The organism is Micromonospora sp. NPDC048909, assembly GCF_040649635.1.
Classification (GTDB): domain Bacteria; phylum Actinomycetota; class Actinomycetes; order Mycobacteriales; family Micromonosporaceae; genus Micromonospora.
In genome coordinates this window covers 142,017-162,333 of record NZ_JBEZFU010000003.1, presented here as the reverse complement: position 1 = coordinate 162,333, position 20,317 = coordinate 142,017, and the positions used below count along the sequence as shown (strand labels likewise).

Here is a 20,317-nt window from a genome sequence, read left to right as displayed (position 1 = left end):
CGACCACCCCCGTTCCTTCCGCCGCTTCCGGGCACGCGCTAGTGTTCATTCTTGTTGGAACACGTTTGACCGCGTGAGAGTGCGTGGACGGTCCCGGAGGTGTGGCGGATGCTGGCGCAACAGCGGCAGGCGGCCATCCTGGACCGGGTCCGGTCGACCGGCGGCGTACGGGTCACCGAGCTGGCCGCCGAGTTCGGCGTCTCGGACATGACCATCCGACGCGACCTGGAGACGCTGCACGAGCGCGGCCTGCTCGCCAAGGTGCACGGTGGGGCGACCGTCGCCGGCCCCGGCTCGACCGACGAGCCGGGATTCTCGGCGAAGTCGGTCCAGCAACCGGCCGAGAAGGCGGCGATCGCCGACCGGGCGGCGCAGCTGGTCCGGCCGGGCGCGGCCGTCGCGCTCTCGGCCGGCACCACCACCGCCGAGCTGGCTCGCCGCCTGGTGGACGTGCCCGGGCTGACCGTGGTGACCAACTCGCTTCCGGTGGCGGAGATCCTGCACGCCGCGGGCCGGCCGGACCAGACCGTGGTGCTCACCGGCGGGGTGCGGACGCCGTCCGACGCGCTGGTCGGGCCGCTGGCCGTCGGGGCGATCCGGTCGCTCCACCTGGACCTGCTCTTCCTCGGCGTGCACGGGATCACCGAGCGGGCGGGGTTCACCACCCCGAACCTGATGGAGGCGGAGACCGACCGGGCGCTGGTGGCGGCGGCGGACCGACTGGTGGTGCTCGCCGACCACACCAAGTGGGGCACGGTGGGCATCTCCTCGATCGTCGAACTCTCCGCCGCGCACGTGCTGGTCACCGACGACCAGTTGGCGCCGGATGCGCGGCGGGTACTCGGCGACCGGGTGGGCGAACTGGTGATGGTGACGGGGGCGGGCCGGTCGACGGGCACGCCGACGAGTGGAGGGGCGGCGGAGTGAAGCGCACCGCGATCGAGCTGGCCGACGGCCGGGAACTGATCTACTTCGACGAGCGGGACGACGCGGTCCGCGACCAGCCGGACCGGCGTGACCTGCCACCCCCGCCTCCCGCGTCGCAGCTGCGCTACGACCCGTTGACCGACGAGTGGGTGGCGGTCGCCGTGCACCGGCAGACCCGCATCTTCCTGCCCCCGGCCGACCAGTGCCCGCTCGACCCGTCGGAGGGCGACCGGCTCACCGAGATCCCGGCGTCCGACTACGACGTCGTGGTCTTCGAGAACCGCTTCCCGTCGCTGAGCGGCCGGGTGGCCGACGAGCCCGGGCAGATCACCCCGTTCACCCCGCTCCGCCCGGGGCTCGGCCGCTGCGAGGTGGTCTGCTTCACCTCCGACCACAACGCCTCGTTCGCCAGCCTCTCCCCCCGCCGGGTGCGCACCGTGCTCGACGCGCTCGCCGACCGGACCGTGGCGCTGGGTGAGCTGCCCGGCGTGGAGCAGGTGTTCTGCTTCGAGAACCGCGGCGTCGAGATCGGGGTGACCCTGCACCACCCGCACGGCCAGATCTACGCGTACCCCTTCGTCACGCCCCGGACCCGAGCGCTGCTCGCCGCCGCGCGCCGGCACGCCGAGCGCACCGGCGGCGGGAACCTCTACGCCGACGTGCTCGCCGCCGAGCGGGCTGCCGGCGACCGCGTGGTGGCGAGCAACGAGCACTGGACGGCGTACGTGCCGGCGGCGGCCCGCTGGCCGTTCGAGGTGCACGTCGCCCCGCACCGGCCGGTGCCGGACATCCCGGCGCTGGACGACGCCGAGCGGGACGCCTTCGGGCCGCTCTACCTGGACCTGCTGCGCCGCTTCGACGGCCTCTTCGACATGCCGATGCCGTACATCGCGGCCTGGCACCAGGCGCCGGTGCGGATCGACCGCGAGTTGGGCCACCTGCACCTGCAGCTGTTCAGCATCCGGCGGGCGAAGGACAAGCTGAAGTACCTGGCCGGCTCGGAGTCGGGGATGGGCGTCTTCATCAACGACATCGCCCCGGAGCGCGCCGCCGAACTGCTCCGCGCCGCCTGATCCCTCCCGGCCCGGCCGGGAGGGTGGCGAACAGGGCGCGGGGGGCCCGGGACAGGGCCCCCCGCAGGGAAGGGACGGCTGGCTGTGCTCGACAGCCGGGAAGGCTGGCTGATCGGCACTCGTGCCGCGAGGCGACCGCGGTCAACCTTCCTGGACGCGACTGGCATCTCGTCCACCCTGGTCAACGAGGCGCGCCGGTTGAGGTGACGAAAGTTTCCGCAGACGACGGAGCCCGCCGGCGGGTGCCGGCGGGCTCCGTGCGGTTGCTGGCGAGGATCAGGCGGCGAGCTTGCGCGCCAGGTTCTCGTCGAGCGCGTTCATGAACTCGTCGGTGGTCAGCCACGGGGCGTCCCGCGAGATGAGCAGCGCGAGGTCCTTGGTCATCTGGCCGCCCTCGACGGTGTCGACGATGACCTGCTCCAGGGTGTTGGCGAACTCGGTGACCGCCGGGGTGCCGTCCAGCTTGCCCCGGTGGGCCAGGCCCCGGGTCCAGGCGTAGATCGACGCGATCGGGTTGGTCGAGGTCTTCTCGCCCTTCTGCCACTGCCGGTAGTGCCGGGTGACCGTGCCGTGCGCGGCCTCGGCCTCGACGGTGCGGCCGTCCGGGGAGAGCAGGACGGAGGTCATCAGACCCAGCGAGCCGAAGCCCTGCGCGACGGTGTCGGACTGGACGTCACCGTCGTAGTTCTTGCAGGCCCAGACGTAGCCACCCTCCCACTTGAGCGCGGCGGCGACCATGTCGTCGATCAGCCGGTGCTCGTAGGTGATGCCGGCGGCGTCGAACTCGGCCTTGAACTCGTTCTCGAACACCTCGGCGAAGATGTCCTTGAACCGGCCGTCGTAGGCCTTCAGGATGGTGTTCTTGGTGGACAGGTAGACCGGGTAGTTGCGGTCCAGGCCGTACCGGAACGAGGCCCGGGCGAAGTCCCGGATCGACTCGTCGAAGTTGTACATGCCCATGGCGATGCCGCCGCCGGAGAAGTCGGCGACCTCCATCTCCACCGGCGCGGAGCCGTCGGCCGGGGTGTAGGTGACGGTCACCTTGCCGGGGCCGGGCACGACGAAGTCGGTGGCCTTGTACTGGTCACCGTGGGCGTGCCGGCCGATGATGATCGGCTTGGTCCAGCCGGGGACCAGCCGCGGCACGTTGGACATGATGATCGGCTCACGGAAGACGACGCCGCCGAGGATGTTGCGGATGGTGCCGTTCGGCGACCGCCACATCTTCTTCAGGCCGAACTCCTCGACCCGGGCCTCGTCCGGGGTGATGGTGGCGCACTTCACGCCGACGCCGTGCTCCTTGATGGCGTTGGCGGCGTCAATGGTGACCTGGTCGTCGGTCTCGTCGCGGTGCTGGATCGACAGGTCGTAGTAGTGCAGGTCGACGTCGAGGTAGGGCAGGATCAGCTGCTCCCGGATCTGCTTCCAGATGATCCGGGTCATCTCGTCGCCGTCGAGCTCCACGACCGGGTTGTTTACCTTGATCTTCGCCATCGGCCGGCGCTCCTCTCGGGGGACACGTGCTCAAGCAGTACGAGCGTACTGGAAACTCGCCGGCAGCCCCCAGCCGGCCTCGGTCGGCCGCGAAACGGGGCTGCACGGCGCAGTAGTTCCCTGGCATCCTCGCCCGATGCCACTGAGCCGCACCCTCGGGTCTATCACGGTGACCGCGCTGACCGACGGGGAGGGTGCCTTCTTCCAGCCCCGGGCGGCGGCGTTTCCGCACGCCACCGCGGCCCACTGGCGGGAGGCCGACCGGCGCGACCCCGGCTCGGTGACCGACGACGGGCAGTGGTGGCTGCAATTCCGCAGCTTCGCGATCCGCGCCGGCGACGGGCCGGTCACCCTGGTCGACGCCGGCATCGGCCCGGCCGACGCGCCCGCCGCGAGCTGGGCGCCGGTGCCCGGCCGACTCCCCGCCGAGTTGGCTGCCGCCGGCATCGACCCGACCGACGTCGACACGGTCGTGCTGACCCACCTGCACAGCGACCACATCGGCTGGGCGGTGACCGGCACGCCCGGGCGGCCGTACTTCCCGAACGCGAGCTACCTGGTGCAGCGCGCCGAGCTGGACGCCGCGGAGAGCCTCAACCCGGGGCTGCCGGCCGGCCTGGTCGCGCCGTTGCGCGCCGCCGGCCAGCTCCGGGTGGTCGACGGCGAGACCACCCTCACCCCGGCGGTACGACTGCTGCCGACCCCCGGGCACACTCCCGGCCACCAGTCCGTGCTGCTGGACGCGGCCGACGAGCGCCTGCTGTTCACCGGCGACCTGCTGGTGCACGCCGTGCAACTGGTCGACCCCGACCTGGCGTACGCCCACGAGGAGGACCCCACGACCGCCCGAAAGTCCCGCACGACCCTCCTGGGCACCCTGACCACCACCCCCACCCTCCTGGCCACCCCCCACCTGGGCACCCCCTTCACCTCCCTCTGACCGGGTGGGGCGGACGGGGGCGGGACAGGGAAGGGGCGCGCCGGCTTGGCCGGCGCGCCCCTTCCGTGGGTCGGGTTGGATCACATGTTGGCTACGTCGGCCTGCTTGGCGCGGACCGCCTCGGCGGCCTCCTTGAGGCTCGCCAGCTCGTCGGCGTCCAGGTCGGTCTCGACGACCCGCTTCACGCCCTCGGCGCCGATCTGCGCCTCCACGCCCAGGTAGACCCCGGAGATGCCGTACTGGCCGTCGACCCAGGCGCAGACCGGCATGACCTCGCCGGAGTCCTCCGCGACGGCCTTCGCCATCTTGGCGGCGGCGGCCGACGGGGCGTAGTACGCCGAGCCGGTCTTCAGCAGCGCGACCACCTCGGCGCCACCGTTGCGGGTCTTGACGACCAGCTCCTCGATCTGCGCGTCGGGCATGGCCTCACGCAGCGGCTTGCCGTTGACCGTGCTCTTCGACGGCACCGGCACCATGGTGTCGCCGTGCGAGCCGAGGGTGAGCGTCTTCACCGACTTCACCGGTACGTTCAGCGCCTCGGCCACGAAGTTGGTGAACCGGGCGGTGTCGAGCATGCCGGCCTGGCCGAGCACCCGGTTCCTCGGGAACTGGGTGGCGAGCTGGGCCAGCGCGGTCATCTCGTCCAGCGGGTTGGAGACCACGATGACGACGGCGTTCGGGGCGTACTTGGCGACGTTCTCGGCGACCTGGCGGACGATCTTGGCGTTCGTCTCCAGCAGGTCCATCCGGCTCATGCCCGGCTTGCGCGGCAGACCGGCGGTGATCACGACGACGTCTGAGCCCTCGATCGCCTCGTAGCCCTCGCCGTTCGGGCCGGTGGTGACGCCGACGACCTTCGTCTCGAAGCCCTCGATCGGGCGCGACTGGTTGAGGTCCAGCGCGAGACCCGCCGGCTTGCCCTCCACGATGTCGGTGATCACGACGGTGTCGAAGACGTCGTACTCGGCCAGGCGCTGTGCGGTAGTGGAGCCGTAGAAGCCGGCCCCGACGACAGTGACCTTCTTACCCATGGTCGTCCCACTCCCTGCTACCAGTCGGTTTTCCGGACCGTATCAGTCATCCTGGCACCGAACCGGCCAGGGGCGGACGGTTATGACCCTGACGGGCGTCGCGTCCAGACCTCAGCCCTGCTCGGCGCGCTCGACCACGTTGGTCAGCAGCATGGCCCGGGTCATCGGGCCGACGCCGCCCGGCATCGGAACGAGGCCGCCGGCCACCTCGGCCACCCCCGGGTCCACGTCCCCGGTGTAACGGCCCTTGCCGTCCGGCCCGACCACCCGGGTGATACCGACATCGACCACCACGGCGCCCGGGGTGATCATGTCAGCGGTGAGCAGGCCGGGTACACCGGCCGCCACGATCACGATCTCGGCGTCCCTGGTCTGCGCGGCGAGGTCGAGGGTGCCGGTGTGGCAGAGCGTCACGGTGGCGTTCTCGGTGCGCCGGGTGAGCAGCAGGCCGAGCGGGCGACCGACGGTGTTGCCGCGGCCGACGACCGCCACCTTGGCGCCGCGCAGCGGCACGTCGTAGCGGCGCAGCAGCTCGACGATGCCGCGCGGGGTGCAGGGCAGCGGCCCCGGGTAGCCGAGCACCAGCCGGCCGAGGTTCACCGGGTGCAGGCCGTCGGCGTCCTTGGCCGGGTCGATCAGCTCCAGCACCCGCTGGGTGTCGAGGTGGGCCGGGAGCGGCAGCTGGACGATGTAGCCGTGGCAGGCCGGGTCGGCGTTCAACTCGGCGAGCACGTCCTCGACCTGCTGCTGGGTGGCGTCGGCCGGCAGCTCGCGGCGGATCGAGGCGATGCCCACCTCGGCGCAGTCCCGGTGCTTGCCGTTGACGTACGCCTGCGAGCCGGGGTCGGAACCGACCAGGACCGTGCCCAGTCCGGGGGTGATGCCGCGTTCGGCCAGTGCCTTCACCCGCGCTCGCAGCTCGTCCTTGATCTCCGCCGCGGTCGCCTTGCCGTCCAGAAGCGTCGCCGTCACGAACTGATCGTCTCACGTTGGACGTCGGTCTTTCGGATGACCCGGTTCCACGACCCGGCGGCAGCTCGGGCAGCCGCCCTCGGTAACGAAGCGTGACGTGTCGTTCATCACCCTGGGTGATGGTTTGTGGATCAAGCCACAGCCGTTACCGGACCGGTGGGCACGGAAGGCGACAACCGGGACGGGCGACCGGATACCGCCGAGCGACGTCCGGAGCGGCCTGAAGCACGCCGCCTTCCCAGCGGTAATCGCACTTCAGGGGCGTAAACACGACCTCGCCCTAGCAGAATGGCCGCCCGTCGGCAACGGGCCACCACCTACACTGTTACGGAGTCGCAACCGGCTCGTTGCCGGAAGCACCCACCCCGACCTACCGTTGCCGATTGTTGCGCAGCGTCACCCAGCGTCGGGCCTGACTGCGCAGCGTGAGGAGATGAGGAGGCTCAATGCGAGTTCGTAGGCTCGCCGCCTGGACCGCCCTCCCGCTCGCGGTGACCCTGGGCCTCGCGGCCTGCGGCAGCGGCGGCGACGGTGGGTCCGGTAGCGGCGGTTCCGGTTCCGCGGTCAGTATCCAGATCGGGGAACCCCAGCACCTGGTTCCGACCAACACCACCGAGACGTCCGGGTCCCAGGTGCTCGCCGGCCTGTTCAGCCCGCTCGTCGACTACGACGCCCAGAACAAGCCGTACGAGGTCGCGGCCGAGTCCGTGACGTCGTCCGACAACAAGGTCTGGACGATCAAGCTCAAGGACGGCTTCACCTTCCACAACGGTGAGAAGGTCACGTCCGAGGACTACATCAACGCCTGGAACTACGGCGCGTACGCGCCCAACGGCCAGGGTGGCAGCTACTTCTTCGAGAAGATCGACGGCTACCAGGACCTGCAGGGCGACAAGCCGAAGGCCAAGGAGATGTCCGGCCTGAAGAAGGTCGACGACCTGACCTTCCAGGTGACGCTCTCCGCCCCGTACATCGACTTCAAGACGATGCTGGGCTACAACGCCTTCTACCCGCTGCCGGACGCCGCGTTCTCGGCCCCGGGCGTGCTCAAGGACTCCTACGAGCAGGCGCCGATCGGTCAGGGCCCGTTCAAGATGAAGGGCACCTGGCAGCACGACAGCAAGATCGACGTCGAGCGGTACGACGCCTACCCGGGTGAGAAGCCCAAGGTGAATGCCGTCGAGTTCCGGGTCTACCAGCAGCTCACCGCCGCGTACGCGGACGTGCTGGCGGACAACCTCGACGTGCTGCCGACGATCCCGACCGAGAGCCTGAGCACCGCGCCGACCGACCTGGGCGACCGTTACCAGACCAGCCCGATGTCGTCGTTCCAGTTCCTGGCGTTCCCGACGTTCGACAAGAACTTCAGCAACCCGGACGTGCGCAAGGCGATCTCGATGGCGATCGACCGGGACGAGATCACCAAGTCGATCTTCAAGAACTCGCAGCAGCCGGCTCGTTCGTTCGTCTCGCCGGTGCTGCCGGGCTACCGGGAGAACACCGCGGGCGCGGCGGGCGAGTTCAACCCGACCGAGGCCAAGAAGCTCTACCAGGCCGCCGGCGGCCCGTCGAAGATCGTCATCTCCTACAACGGGGACGGCGGCCACAAGGACTGGGTCGACGCGACCGCCAACCAGCTGAAGGCCAACCTGGGCGTGGACGTCGTCGGCTCGGCCGAGCCGAAGTTCGCCGACCTGCTCACCAAGGTCGAGAAGAAGCAGCCGGTCGGCATGTTCCGGCTGGGCTGGGTCATGGACTACCCGTCCATGGAGGACTACCTGGGCCCGCTGTACAGCACCAACGGCTCGTCGAACTACTACGGCTACAGCAACCCGGAGTTCGACCGCCTGGTGAAGGAGGGCTCCGCCGCTCCCACCCAGGAAGAGGCGATCAAGAAGTACCAGCAGGCCGAGGACATCCTGGCCAAGGACATGCCGGTGATCCCGCTCCGCTTCGGCGAGAACGTGTTCGGGCATTCGACCAAGGTCAGCCACGTCGAGATGGACCTGTTCCAGCGCGTCAACCTGGTCAAGATCGAAGCGACCAGCTGAGCTAGCTGACCGCGTCCGGGCCACTCGGGGAAACCCGGGTGGCCCGGGCACGCGCGGACCGGGAATCGCCGACCGACCGTCCGGCCGCTCTCCGCACGGCCCCCGGGCCGGAGGGGCGCCGGCGGCAAGATTTCCGGTACGACCAGAGACGTCGTACTGCGAACCTTTCGCACTTTTCCAGAGAGACTGTCAAGTATGTTCCGCTACATCCTGCGGCGCCTCCTGCAGATGGTCCTCGCGTTCCTCGGGACCACCCTGATCGTCTATGCGCTGATGTTCGCCGGGCAGGGCGACCCGATCCAGGCTCTCGCCGGTGAGCGGCCGGTGACGGCGGCTCAGCGGGCATATCTGACCGAGAAGTACCACCTGGACGCGACCGGCGTGGGCGGCTTCTTCTACCGCTACTTCGACTACGTGCGGAGCCTGCTCCAGGGCGACCTGGGCCAGTCGCTCACCGGCCGGCAGATCGGCGACATCCTCCAGCAGGCCTGGCCGGTCACCGTGAAGCTGGCCCTCATCGCGCTCGCCGTGGCCGTCATCTTCGGCGTCACCTCCGGCGTGATCGCCGGAATCCGCCGGGCCAGCATCTTCGACAACTCGACGCTGGTGCTGACGCTGCTGGTGCTGGGCATCCCGACCATCGTGCTGGCGCCGCTCGCACAGTTCTTCCTCGGCGTGAAGTGGCAGCTCTTCCCGCCCACCGCCGGCTCGGAGCCGAGCTTCTACGCGCTGCTGCTGCCCGGCATCGTGCTCGGCTCGCTCTCGCTCGCCACCGCGCTGCGGCTGACCCGCACCTCGGTGGCCGAGAACCTGCGCGCCGACTACGTGCGGACCGCCCGGTCGAAGGGCCTGCTCAAGCGGCGCATCGTCAGCGTCCACGTGCTGCGCAACTCGCTCATCCCGGTGGTGACCTTCCTCGGCGTCGAGCTGGGCAACCTGATGAGCGGCGCGATCATCACCGAGGGCGTCTTCAACATCCCCGGCGTGGGCTTCAACCTCTTCCGGGGCATCCGCACCGAGGACGGGCCGCTGGTGGTGGGCATCGTCAGCGTGCTCGTCGTGGTCTACCTGGTCTCGAACCTGGTGGTGGATGTCCTGTACGCCGTACTCGACCCGAGGATCCGCTATGAGTGACTTCGAAACTGTGGCGGCCACCGAGAACCAGGCCGCACGGCGTGGCCCCTCGGGTGAGCCCGGCACGCCCAACCAGGTCGGCGCGGCGCAGAAGCCGCGCAGCCTGGCCGGGGACGCCTGGCGCGACCTGCGCCGCAACCCGATCTTCTGGATCTCGCTGGTGCTGGTGCTGCTCGTCACCCTGATGGCGCTCCTGCCCGGCGTGTTCACCGCGAACGACCCGCGCGACTGCCTGCTCTCCCGGCAGCACGCCGGGCCGTCCGGCGGGGCCATCTTCGGGTACGACTTCCAGGGCTGCGACACGTACTCCCGAGCGGTCTACGGCACCCGGGCGTCGCTGCTGGTCGGCGCGCTCTCGGCCCTGGGCACCGGCGTGATCGCGCTGGTCATCGGGATGCTGGCCGGTTACTTCGGTCGCTGGGTGGACGCGGTGCTCTCCCGGGTGATCGACGTCGTGCTCGGCATCCCGCTGCTGCTGGCCGCGATCGTGCTGCTCAAGCGGGTGGGCAGCGACAGCCCCACGGCCCGGATCACCGCGGTCATCTTCGTGCTGGCCGTCCTCGGTTGGACGACCGCCGCCCGGGTGGTCCGCTCCTCGGTGATCACCGCCAAGGAGCAGGACTACGTCGCGGCGGCCCGGATGCTCGGCGCCAACCACGGCCGGATCATGTGGCGGCACATCCTGCCGAACTCGCTGGCCCCGGCCATCGTGGTGCTGACCATCGCGCTCGGCTCGTTCATCGCCGCCGAGGCCACGCTCTCCTTCCTGGGCATCGGCCTCAAGGCGCCGACCATCTCGTGGGGCCAGGACATCGACACCGGCCGGATCCACATGCGGGAGGCGGCGACGCCGTTGATCGTCCCGTCGGCCTTCCTCGCACTGACCGTGCTCGCGTTCATCATGCTCGGCGACGCGATCCGTGACGCCTTCGACCCGAAGCTGCGGTGATCCGTGCGAGCGCGAGGAGTGAGCGAAGCGAGCCCCGCAGTTCGCGAGCGAAAGGCAGGCACAGCATGACCGACTCCATCGTCCAACCCACGCCCGCCTCCGCCACCCCGGAGGGCGGCCACCTTCTCGAGGTACGGGACCTGCACGTCGAGTTCCGCACCGGCGAGGGCGTGGCCAAGGTGATCAACGGCGTCTCGTACCACCTGGACGCCGGCGAGACGCTCGCCGTGCTCGGCGAGTCCGGCTCCGGCAAGTCGGTGACCGCCCAGGCGATCATGGGCATCCTGGACACCCCGCCGGCGCACATCCGCTCCGGGCAGATCCTCTACCAGGGCCGTGACCTGCTCGCCCAGTCGGAGGAGCAGCGCCGGCAGGTACGCGGCAAAGAGATCGCGATCATCTTCCAGGACGCGCTCTCGGCGCTGAACCCGGTCTTCCCGGTCGGCTGGCAGATCGGCGAGACGCTGCGCCAGCGCGAGGGGATGTCCCGCGGCGACGCCCGCCGGCGGGCCATCGAGCTGATGGACCTGGTGAAGATCCCGGCCGCCGCCCGGCGGATCGGCGACTACCCGCACCAGTTCTCCGGCGGCATGCGGCAGCGCGTCATGATCGCGATGGCGTTGGCGCTCAACCCGAAGGTGCTGATCGCCGACGAGCCGACCACGGCGCTGGACGTCACCGTGCAGGCCCAGATCATGGACCTCCTGGCCGACCTGCGCCGGGACCTCGGCATGGCGATGATCCTGATCACCCACGACCTCGGCGTGGTGGCCGGCGTGGCGGACCGGATCGCGGTGATGTACGCCGGCCGGATCGTCGAGCACGCCGACGTCCGCTCGCTCTACCGGGCGCCGGCGCACCCGTACACCAAGGGGCTGCTGGAGTCGATCCCGCGCCTGGACGTCCGCGGCCAGGAGCTCTCGACGATCAAGGGGCTGCCGCCGAACCTGATGCGGATCCCCTCCGGCTGCCCGTTCCACCCCCGCTGCCCGTACGTCCAGCAGGTCTGCGTGGACGCGGTGCCGCACGACCTGGTCCTCGGCGACGGCCGGACCAGCGCATGCCACTTCGCGCAGGAGGTCCGTGATGACAGCGCCCGCTAGCTCCACCAAGGTCCGGGGCGAGACCATCCTCTCCGTCGACAACCTGGTCAAGCACTTCCCGATCTCGCAGGGCGTGCTGTTCAAGCGCCAGATCGGCGCGGTCAAGGCGGTGGACGGGGTGAGCTTCGAGCTGCGCCGGGGCGAGACCCTCGGCGTGGTGGGCGAATCGGGCTGCGGCAAGTCGACGCTGGCCCGGCTGCTGATGCGGTTGGAGACGCCGACCTCGGGCCGGGCCACCCTGGAGGGGCGCGACCTGTTCCAGGCCTCCGGCGGCGAGCTGCGGCGGCTGCGGCGCAACATGCAGATGGTCATGCAGGATCCGTACACCTCGCTGAACCCGCGGATGACGGTCGGCGACATCATCGGTGAGCCGTTCGAGATCCACCAGGACGCGGCGCCGAAGGGCAGCAAGCGCAAGCGGGTGCAGGAGCTGTTGGACGTGGTCGGGCTGAACCCCGAGCACATCAACCGGTACCCGCACCAGTTCTCCGGCGGGCAGCGGCAGCGCATCGGCATCGCCCGGGCGCTCGCCCTGCGTCCGGAGATCATCGTCTGCGACGAGCCGGTGTCGGCGCTGGACGTCTCCATCCAGGCGCAGGTGATCAACCTGCTGGAGCAGCTCCAGGACGAGTTGGGCCTCTCCTACATCTTCATCGCGCACGACCTGTCGGTGGTCCGGCACATCGCGGACCGGGTGGCGGTGATGTACCTCGGCCGGATCGTGGAGATCGGCACCGAGGACGAGATCTACGAGCGGGCCACCCACCCGTACACCCAGGCGCTGCTCTCCGCCGTGCCGGTGCCGGACCCGGAGGCGCGCACCGACCGGAACATCATCCGGCTCACCGGTGACGTGCCGTCGCCGGCCGACCCGCCGAGCGGCTGCCGGTTCCGCACCCGCTGCTGGAAGGCGCAGGAGATCTGCGCCGTCGAGGACCCGCAGACCGTCCCGCGTGCCGCCGACCCGCACCCCTCGGCCTGCCACTTCGCCGAACTCCGCCCCACCGCGACGGCCTGACCCCGCCCCCATCCCGGTCGATCATGCAGTTGTGGTGGGCGAAGGGCGCTGATTCGCGCCCTTCGTGAGGCACCACAACTGCATGATCGACGGGGTCGAGCGGGGGGCTGGCGCGGCGGTCAGTGGAAGAAGTGGCGGGTGCCGGTCAGGTACATCGTCACGCCGGCCTGCTTGGCGGCGGCGATGACCTCCTCGTCGCGGATCGATCCGCCCGGCTGGACGATCGCCCGGACCCCCGCGTCGATGAGGATCTGCGGGCCGTCGGCGAACGGGAAGAACGCGTCCGAGGCGCAGACCGAGCCCCGGGCCCGGTCCGCCCCGGCCCGGCTGACCGCCAGCCGCGCCGAGTCGACCCGGTTGACCTGACCCATGCCGACCCCGACGGTCGCGCCATCGCTGGCCAGCAGGATCGCGTTGCTCTTCACCGCGCGGACCGCCCGCCAGGCGAAGGCCAGATCGTGCAGGGTCTGCTCGTCGGCCGGGTCGCCGGCAGCGAGGGTCCAGTTCGCCGGGTCGTCGCCGGGGGCGTCCACCCGGTCGGCCAGCTGCACCAGCACGCCGCCGCTGATCTGCCGCCACTCCGCCGGCGGCGGGTTCCACGCCGGGGCGCGCAGCAGCCGGAGGTTCTTCTTGGCCCGGAGGATCTCGACCGCGCCGGCCTCGAACTCCGGCGCCACCACCACCTCGGTGAAGATCTCCGCCACCTGCCGGGCCAGCTCGGCCGAGACCGGCCGGTTGACCGCGATCACGCCGCCGTACGCGGAGACCGGGTCGCAGGCGTGCGCCTTGCGGTGCGCCTCGGCGACGTCCGCGCCCACCGCGATGCCACACGGGTTCGCGTGCTTGATGATCGCGACGGCCGGCTGGTCGGCGAAGTCGTTGGCGGCCCGCCACGCGGCGTCCGCGTCGACGTAGTTGTTGTAGGACATCTCCTTGCCGTGCAGCTGCTCGGCCTGGGCCAGCCCGGCCGGCGCGTCCGGGTCGGTGTAGAGCGCCGCCGCCTGGTGCGGGTTCTCGCCGTAGCGCAGCGCCTGCTCCGCCCGCAGCGCCAGCCCGGCGAAGCCCGGCCACTCCGGCTCGGCCCCGAGCTGCACCGCGCACCAGTTCGCCACCGCCACGTCGTACTCGGCGATGTCGGCGAAGGCCCGCGCGGCCAGGGCCCGGCGCTGCGCCAGGGTGAAGCCGCCCGCGTCGAGGGCGGCCAGCAGCGCCGGGTACGCCGACGGGTCGGTCAGCACGGCGACCGACGCGTGGTTCTTGGCCGCGGCCCGGACCATCGCCGGCCCACCGATGTCGATCTGCTCCACGCACTCGTCGAGGCTGGCGCCGGAGGCGACCGTGGCCTGGAATGGGTAGAGGTTGCTGACCAGCAGGTCGAACGGAGCGACCCCCAGCTCGTCGAGCTGGTCGACGTGCGACTGCTTGCGCAGGTCGGCCAGGAGCCCCGCGTGCACCTTCGGGTGCAGGGTCTTGACCCGGCCGTCGAGGACCTCGGGGAAGCCGGTGACCGTCTCCACCGCGGTGACCGGCACACCGGCGCCGGCGATCGTCGCGGCGGTGCTCCCGGTCGACACGATCTCCACGCCGGCCGCGTGCAGGCCCTGGGCCAGCTCGACCAGGCCGCTCTTGTCGTAGACGCTGACCAGCGCCCGCCGGATCGGGCGGCGCTCGTCCTGAGTGGAGCTCACGGGGTCGTGACCTTTCTTCCGGTGATCGTCCAACCAGCGCGGACCAGGCGGCCGACCTGCTCGACGAGTTGGCGCCGCTCGGCCGACTTGATGCGCTCGGTGAGGGTCTCCTCGTCGTCGTCGTCGAGCACCGGCACGGCGACCTGCGCGACGATCGGGCCGGTGTCCATTCCGGCATCGACGAAGAAGAGGGTGGCGCCGGTGACCTTCACGCCGTAGGCGAGCGCGTCGCGCGGGCCGTGGATGCCGGGAAACGCCGGCAGCAGGGTGTTGTGCGTGTTCAGGTAGCGGTCGCCGAAGGCGGCCAGGAAGTGCGGCCCGACCAGCTTCAGGAACCCGGCGGAGATGACCAGGTCGGGCGAGTGCGCGGCGACCTGCGCGGTGAGCGCGAGGTCCCACTCCTCCCGGGTCTCGTACGCCTTCAGCGGGACCACGAAGCTCGGCACCCCGGCCGCGGCGGCCCGGTCCAGCCCGGCGATGCCGTCCCGGTCGGCGCCGACCCCGACCACCCGGGCGCCGTACGCCGGGTCGGCGGTGGCGTCGAGCAGCGCCTGCAGGTTGCTCCCGGATCCGGAGATGAGGACGACGATGCGGGCGGCGGACGCGGGCTCGGTCACCGGGTCACCCTATCGGGCAGGTCGGGACGGCCCACGTCCGGGCAGGTCGGGACGGTTGCCGTCGATCGGTGCTCGCAGGTGACAGCCGGACTGGCGCGGAACCGGTACGCTGCCGGTCGCTCGGGACCGGCGCGCCCGGCCCGCACCCCGTCGATGATCCGACACGCGAGCTGTGTCGATGAATGAGGAGCCCCCATGCAGCCCGGATACCCGGCCCCCCAGCAGCCGATCAACAACAACATGACGATGTCGATCGTCGCCATCTTCCTCTTCTGGCCGCTGGCCATTCCGGCCATCATCAACGCGTCCAAGGTGAACCCGCTGCTCCAGCAGGGTGACTACGCCGGGGCGCAGGCCGCCGCGGCCGAGTCGAAGAAGTGGTCCAAGTGGGCCCTGATCATCGGCATCGCGTGGTATGTGATCGTGCTGGTGTGCTGCGCGCTGGGCGGTCTCGGCGCGATCATGAGTGGCGACAGCACCACATACTGACGGACCACGTACTGACGACACAGCCAAGGAGCCTCGTCGAATGCAGCCCGGTTACCCCGGTCAGGATCCCTACAACCAGCAGCCCAACCAGGATCCGACCGCGCCGCAGCAGCCCCACGACCCGTACGCCCCGCCGCCGGCGGCGCCGTACGGGCAGCAGCCCCCCGCCGGGCAGCCCTACGGCCAGCCGCAGGACCCGTACGCCGCGCCGCAGAACCCCTACGGCCAGCAGCCGCCGCACGGGCAGCAGCCGACCTCGGGCCAGCCGTACGGCCAGCCGCCCACCTCGGGACAGCCCTACGGCCAGCCGCCCACCTCGGGACAGCCCTACGGCCAGCCGTACCAGGACCCGTACGCGCAGCAGCAGCCGTACGGCGGTGCGCCGACCTACCCGAACGCCGGCTACCCGCAGGCGCAGGGGCAGAACAACACCCTCGGCCTCGTGTCGATGATCCTCGGTATCGCGTCGATCCCGTTGGCCTGCTGCCTGTTCCTGGGCATCCCGGCCGGCATCGCCGCCGTGGTCACCGGCTACCTGGGTAAGCAGAAGGCGGACCAGGGCCTGGCCAACAACGCGGGCCAGGCCAAGGCCGGCCTGATCTGCGGCGCGGTCGGCGCCGGCCTGGGCATCCTGGTGCTGATCCTCAACCTCATCGGCATGAGCCTGCCCAACCAGCCCTGACCGTCCGAACCACGAGAGGGGCGTCCCGCGAGTCGCGGGGCGCCCCTCTCGGTCTGTCTGCGGGTGTGCGGACCAGCCGGCCGCGGCTCAGCCGGCGGCGGGGCGGGCGAAGGCCCGGGCGGCGGCCGCGCCGAGCAGCGCGCCCGCCGCGACCACGGCGGTGGTCACCGCGGCGACCTGCCAGGCGACCGGACCCACCTCGGCCAACCGGCCGCCCCCCAACGGGCCGGCCGAGGCTGCCGCGGCCACGCCCAGCAGCACCCCGGCCACCGGTCCGGCGATCGCCGCCGGGCCGAGCAGCGCGGCCCAGCCCACCGGCGCCCGCTCGTCCAGGGCCAGCCGCAGCAGCCGCCGGGCCAGCAGCCAACCGGCGGTCATCGCGGCCAGCACGGGCACCGCGAGCATGGCGGCGCCCGGCCCGTCCACCGGGCCGCGGGGCAGGCCAGCCAGCAGCGGTACGGCCGGTAGGGCGCCCACCGAGACCTCGCTGGTCCGCACCGCGGTGTCGGTGCCGACGGCGAAGCCCGGGCCGAGCAGGTAACTGGTGGACCAGACGGTGGCGTTGGGCGCGTAGGCGAGGCTGACCAGGGTGATCCCGGCCTGCCCGGCCACCCCCGTCCGGTAGGCCCCGATCATGTCGGCCGCGTCGCCCCCGCCGGTGGCCACGGCGAGCCCGGCCGCCCCGGCGCCCGCGCCGAGCAGCAGCAGACCGGCGACCAGGCCGGTGCGGATCCCCTCGCGCAGCGCCACCGGGGCGCGTTCATCGAACAGCCTGGCCACGCCGGAGGTGCGCACCGCGCCGACCAGCGCGGCCAGCGTGCCGAGCAGGGCGAAGGTCAGCCCGGCGCGGAGCAGGGACACCGTCGGACCGCCCGCCCCGACCAGCACCGCGGCGAGGACGCCGAGCAGCGCGTAACCGACGCCGACCGCGCCGGCGGCGACGAGCGCCTGCCGCGGCGACCGGCCGCCGCGCGCGCCGATGGCCCGGCTGACGTGCACCCCGGCCCGGGTCAGCCGCCAGACCACCAGCCCGGTCAGCGCCAGCGGAACCAGCCCGAGAGGACCGGCCTCGGTGTGCAGCGGGACGCCGTGCCCGAGCAGCCAGCCGGCCAGCCCGGCACGCAGGGCGCCGGTGACCGAGCCGGCGTCCTCGCTGAGCTGCGCCAGGCCGAGCACGATCGCGACGGGCAGGTAGGAGGTGAGCGCGGCCCCGATGGCCGCCACCGCCGCGGCCACGGCGAGGGGCGCGCGACCGCGCGGCGCTCCGCCTGACCGTGGCGTCGGCACCCGCCGGCCCGGCGCGGCGCGACCACCCGACCGGTCGTCGGCGGTGGCCGTGCCGGAGCGGCGGGGTTGATCAGGGGTGACGGAGGACATCGGGATCTACTCTGGCACGCCGCGCGCGCGGGAGCAGTCCGATAACCCCCCGGCACGGCGGCGAGTTCCGCCGTCCGCGCTCCGCCGGCCCTCCGTGGGTGCCCTGCCGACGGCCGCCGAGCGGGCCTGCACCGCCGTTCCGGGCGTGCTCGGCATCACGCTCGGTCCCGTCCGCCGCGGAATCCTCGGCATCGTCCTCGACCACCTGTCCATTCGGGACACCCACCCGCCCGGCCACTCGGGCACGTCGCCTCCGCGCCGGGCGTCGTGGGAGTCGTCGTTCGAGCGCGGGCTCCGCGCCGGGGCCGGCAACGATCCGGGCGAGGAGACGACTGAGGGGGCCGACCGCGCCGGTCGACCCCCTCGGTACGCGACAGCCGGATCAGCCGGCGGACATGATCTCCCGCATCAGGCGCGCGGTCTCGGTCGGCGTCTTGCCGACCTTCACACCGACCGCCTCCAGCGCCGCCTTCTTCGCCTCGGCGGTACCGGCCGAGCCGGAGATGATCGCGCCGGCGTGCCCCATGGTCTTGCCGGGCGGGGCGGTGAAACCGGCGATGTAGCCGACGACCGGCTTGGTGACGTTCGCCTTGATGAACTCGGCGGCCCGCTCCTCGGCGTCGCCGCCGATCTCACCGATCATCACGATGGCGTCGGTGTCCGGGTCGGCCTCGAACGCGGCGAGCGCGTCGATGTGGGTGGTGCCGATGATCGGGTCACCGCCGATGCCGACGCAGGTCGAGAAGCCGATGTCCCGCAGCTCGTACATCATCTGGTAGGTCAGCGTGCCGCTCTTGCTGACCAGGCCGATCCGGCCGGTGCCGGTGATGTCGGCCGGGATGATGCCGGCGTTCGAGGCGCCCGGCGAGGCGATGCCGGGGCAGTTGGGCCCGACGATCCGGGTCCGCTCCCCCTTCGACACGTTGTACGCCCAGAACGCGGCGGTGTCGTGCACCGGCACGCCCTCGGTGATCACCACGGCGAGGTCGATGCCGGAGTCGATCGCCTCGACGACGGCGGCCTTGGTGAACTGCGGCGGAACGAAGATCACCGTGACGTCGGCCCCGGTCTCCTTCATCGCGTCCGCGACCGAGGCGAAGACCGGCAGCTCGGTGCCGTCGAAGTCGACGGTGGTGCCGGCCTTGCGCGGGTTCACGCCGCCGACCACGTTGGTGCCGGCGGCGAGCATCCGCCGGGTGTGCTTGGAACCCTCGGAACCGGTCATCCCCTGGACGATGACCTTGGAGTCCTTGGTCAGCCAGATAGCCATCTTCAGACCCCCGCAGCTGCCAGCTCGGCGGCCCGCTCGGCCGCGCCGTCCATGGTGTCGACCCGCTGCACCAGCGGGTTGTTCGCGCCGTCGAGAATCGCCCGACCGGCCTCGGCGTTGTTGCCGTCGAGCCGGACGACGAGCGGCTTGGTGACCTGCTCGCCGCGCTGCTCGAGCAGGGCGAGCGCCTGGATGATGCCGTTGGCGACCTCGTCGCAGGCGGTGATGCCGCCGAAGACGTTGACGAAGACGCTGCGCACCGACGGGTCGGAAAGGACGATCTCCAGCCCGTTCGCCATCACGGCCGCGCTGGCGCCGCCGCCGATGTCGAGGAAGTTGGCCGGCTTGACGCCGCCGTGCCGCTCACCGGCGTACGCGACCACGTCGAGGGTCGACATGACCAGACCCGCGCCGTTGCCGATGATGCCGACCTCGCCGTCGAGCTTGACGTAGTTGAGGTCCTTCTCCTTGGCGGCCTGCTCCAGCGGGTCCACCGCGGCCTGGTCGACCAGCGCCTCGTGGTCCGGGTGCCGGAAGCCGGCGTTCTCGTCCAGGCTGATCTTGGCGTCGAGCAGCAGCAGCTTGCCCTCGCCCGTCTTGGCCAGCGGGTTCACCTCGACCAGGGTGGCGTCCTCGGCGACGAAGGCCTGCCACAGGCCCACCGCGACGTCGACGACCTGGTCGGCGACCTCGGCCGGGAAGCCGGCCGCGGTGACGATCTCACGGGCCTTCGCCTCGTCGACGCCCTTGACGGCGTCGATCGGGGCCTTGACCACCTTGTCCGGGGTCTCGGCGGCGACCTGCTCGATGTCCATGCCGCCGGCCACGCTGGCGATGCAGAGGAAGGTGCGGTTCGCCCGGTCGAGCAGGTACGAGAAGTAGTACTCGTCGGCCACGTCCGCGGTCACCGTGATCATGACCTTGTGGACGGTGTGGCCCTTGATGTCCATGCCGAGGATGTCGGTGGCCCGGGCCACCGCCTCATCCGGGCCCTCGGCCAGCTTGACGCCGCCGGCCTTGCCCCGGCCGCCGACCTTCACCTGTGCCTTGACGACCACCCGACCGCCGAGGCGTTCGGCGATCGCGCGGGCCTCCTCCGGGGTAGTGGCGACGCCGCCGGCCAGCACGGGCAAGCCGTGCCGCTCGAACAGGTCCCGCCCCTGGTACTCGTACAGGTCCACGATTGCGCGTCCCGTCCCGTCTCCGCGGCGCGCCGTCGCGCCGCCACCAGCGTTCAGAAAACAGTTTGACGCCTGTCATCACTTGAAACAGGCCATTGGCCGCAGCCTAGCGAGGTGGCCACCGGCGGCAACCGAGCGGGTGCGCGGTGTGCGGTAATGCACAGCCCACCCTCGGACCCCCGGGCCGTCGCCGCCCGACAGCCGCCTCGGACGCGCCTGCCGCGGGGTCCCCGGGCGGCGACGGCCCGGTCACGTCAGCCGTCCGGGCGATGTTGGCGGGGGCGCGTAACCCCTCCGGCGGGGCCTCGTTGAGTCAGATGT

General features: G+C 71.4%; 18 protein-coding genes. 10 read left to right on the top strand and 8 right to left on the bottom strand.

From position 1 onward, the window contains the following. The first annotated feature begins 108 nt into the window (after positions 1-108). Both AB0C04_RS10070 and galT read left to right on the top strand, forming a co-directional pair. Positions 109-927 (top strand): DeoR/GlpR family DNA-binding transcription regulator, encoded by an 819-nt coding sequence (locus AB0C04_RS10070; RefSeq protein ID WP_357051121.1) that lies wholly within the window; start codon positions 109-111, stop codon positions 925-927. Beyond that, entirely contained in the window at positions 924-2,000 is a 1,077-nt protein-coding gene (gene galT / locus AB0C04_RS10065; protein ID WP_357051118.1) for a galactose-1-phosphate uridylyltransferase, read from the top strand. The genes AB0C04_RS10070 and galT overlap by 4 nt, the downstream gene beginning before the upstream one ends. A gap of 276 nt (positions 2,001-2,276) precedes the next feature. Here the strand turns inward: galT and AB0C04_RS10060 are convergent, their stop codons facing one another. Beyond that, on the bottom strand, positions 2,277-3,494 hold the full coding sequence (locus AB0C04_RS10060; RefSeq protein WP_357051115.1) for an NADP-dependent isocitrate dehydrogenase: 1,218 nt from the start codon (positions 3,492-3,494) through the stop codon (positions 2,277-2,279). Positions 3,495-3,630: 136 nt separating this feature from the next. On the opposite strand from AB0C04_RS10060, the gene AB0C04_RS10055 reads away from it, so the two are divergent. Further along, positions 3,631-4,434, top strand: coding sequence for an MBL fold metallo-hydrolase (locus tag AB0C04_RS10055; protein WP_357051112.1), 804 nt, complete (start codon positions 3,631-3,633; stop codon positions 4,432-4,434). 80 nt (positions 4,435-4,514) lie between these two features. Here AB0C04_RS10055 and mdh read toward each other — a convergent pair whose 3' ends face one another. Both mdh and AB0C04_RS10045 read right to left on the bottom strand, forming a co-directional pair. Next, positions 4,515-5,465: a malate dehydrogenase gene (gene mdh, locus AB0C04_RS10050; RefSeq protein WP_357051109.1), complete on the bottom strand. Its 951-nt coding sequence runs from the start codon at positions 5,463-5,465 to the stop codon at positions 4,515-4,517. Between the two features lie 111 nt (positions 5,466-5,576). Further along, complete coding sequence (locus AB0C04_RS10045) at positions 5,577-6,437, bottom strand: bifunctional methylenetetrahydrofolate dehydrogenase/methenyltetrahydrofolate cyclohydrolase (RefSeq protein ID WP_350871444.1); 861 nt, start codon at positions 6,435-6,437, stop codon at positions 5,577-5,579. 446 nt (positions 6,438-6,883) lie between these two features. Between AB0C04_RS10045 and AB0C04_RS10040 the strand changes: the two genes are divergently transcribed. The 5 genes from AB0C04_RS10040 to AB0C04_RS10020 all read left to right on the top strand — a co-directional run bounded on the left by AB0C04_RS10040 (position 6,884) and on the right by AB0C04_RS10020 (position 12,692). After that, the gene (locus tag AB0C04_RS10040; protein WP_357051105.1) at positions 6,884-8,488 is read left to right on the top strand and encodes an ABC transporter substrate-binding protein; all 1,605 of its coding nucleotides are present in this window, start codon (positions 6,884-6,886) and stop codon (positions 8,486-8,488) included. Between the two features lie 195 nt (positions 8,489-8,683). Then, the gene (locus tag AB0C04_RS10035; RefSeq protein ID WP_350871440.1) at positions 8,684-9,622 is read left to right on the top strand and encodes an ABC transporter permease; all 939 of its coding nucleotides are present in this window, start codon (positions 8,684-8,686) and stop codon (positions 9,620-9,622) included. Further along, the gene (locus AB0C04_RS10030; RefSeq protein WP_350871438.1) at positions 9,615-10,571 is read left to right on the top strand and encodes an ABC transporter permease; all 957 of its coding nucleotides are present in this window, start codon (positions 9,615-9,617) and stop codon (positions 10,569-10,571) included. Before AB0C04_RS10035 ends, AB0C04_RS10030 begins: the two co-directional genes overlap by 8 nt. A gap of 65 nt (positions 10,572-10,636) precedes the next feature. Then, positions 10,637-11,674 (top strand): ABC transporter ATP-binding protein, encoded by a 1,038-nt coding sequence (locus AB0C04_RS10025; RefSeq protein WP_357051101.1) that lies wholly within the window; start codon positions 10,637-10,639, stop codon positions 11,672-11,674. Beyond that, a complete protein-coding gene (locus tag AB0C04_RS10020; RefSeq protein WP_357051098.1) occupies positions 11,658-12,692 on the top strand; it encodes a dipeptide ABC transporter ATP-binding protein in 1,035 nt (344 codons plus the stop codon). The genes AB0C04_RS10025 and AB0C04_RS10020 overlap by 17 nt, the downstream gene beginning before the upstream one ends. 119 nt (positions 12,693-12,811) lie before the next feature. Here AB0C04_RS10020 and purH read toward each other — a convergent pair whose 3' ends face one another. Together purH and purN are read right to left on the bottom strand one after the other, a co-directional pair. Beyond that, positions 12,812-14,380, bottom strand: a complete 1,569-nt coding sequence (gene purH, locus AB0C04_RS10015) for a bifunctional phosphoribosylaminoimidazolecarboxamide formyltransferase/IMP cyclohydrolase (RefSeq protein ID WP_357051095.1) — start codon at positions 14,378-14,380, stop codon at positions 12,812-12,814. Next, the gene (gene purN, locus AB0C04_RS10010; RefSeq protein ID WP_350871427.1) at positions 14,377-14,997 is read right to left on the bottom strand and encodes a phosphoribosylglycinamide formyltransferase; all 621 of its coding nucleotides are present in this window, start codon (positions 14,995-14,997) and stop codon (positions 14,377-14,379) included. Before purN ends, purH begins: the two co-directional genes overlap by 4 nt. Positions 14,998-15,192: 195 nt before the next feature. Here purN and AB0C04_RS10005 point away from each other — a divergent pair, with 195 nt between their 5' ends. Next, positions 15,193-15,486 (top strand): CD225/dispanin family protein, encoded by a 294-nt coding sequence (locus tag AB0C04_RS10005; RefSeq protein ID WP_350871424.1) that lies wholly within the window; start codon positions 15,193-15,195, stop codon positions 15,484-15,486. 40 nt (positions 15,487-15,526) lie between these two features. Beyond that, on the top strand, positions 15,527-16,168 hold the full coding sequence (locus AB0C04_RS10000) for a hypothetical protein (protein ID WP_357051090.1): 642 nt from the start codon (positions 15,527-15,529) through the stop codon (positions 16,166-16,168). Positions 16,169-16,255: 87 nt separating this feature from the next. Here AB0C04_RS10000 and AB0C04_RS09995 read toward each other — a convergent pair whose 3' ends face one another. From AB0C04_RS09995 to sucC, 3 genes are all read right to left on the bottom strand, one after another. Beyond that, a complete protein-coding gene (locus AB0C04_RS09995; protein ID WP_357051087.1) occupies positions 16,256-17,545 on the bottom strand; it encodes a DUF6350 family protein in 1,290 nt (429 codons plus the stop codon). Positions 17,546-17,927: 382 nt separating this feature from the next. After that, positions 17,928-18,815: a succinate--CoA ligase subunit alpha gene (gene sucD, locus AB0C04_RS09990; protein ID WP_357051084.1), complete on the bottom strand. Its 888-nt coding sequence runs from the start codon at positions 18,813-18,815 to the stop codon at positions 17,928-17,930. Positions 18,816-18,817: 2 nt separating this feature from the next. Further along, positions 18,818-19,996 carry an ADP-forming succinate--CoA ligase subunit beta gene (gene sucC, locus AB0C04_RS09985; RefSeq protein WP_357051081.1) on the bottom strand — a complete coding sequence of 393 codons (1,179 nt, stop codon included), beginning with the start codon at positions 19,994-19,996 and terminating at the stop codon, positions 18,818-18,820. Positions 19,997-20,317: the final 321 nt, after the last annotated feature.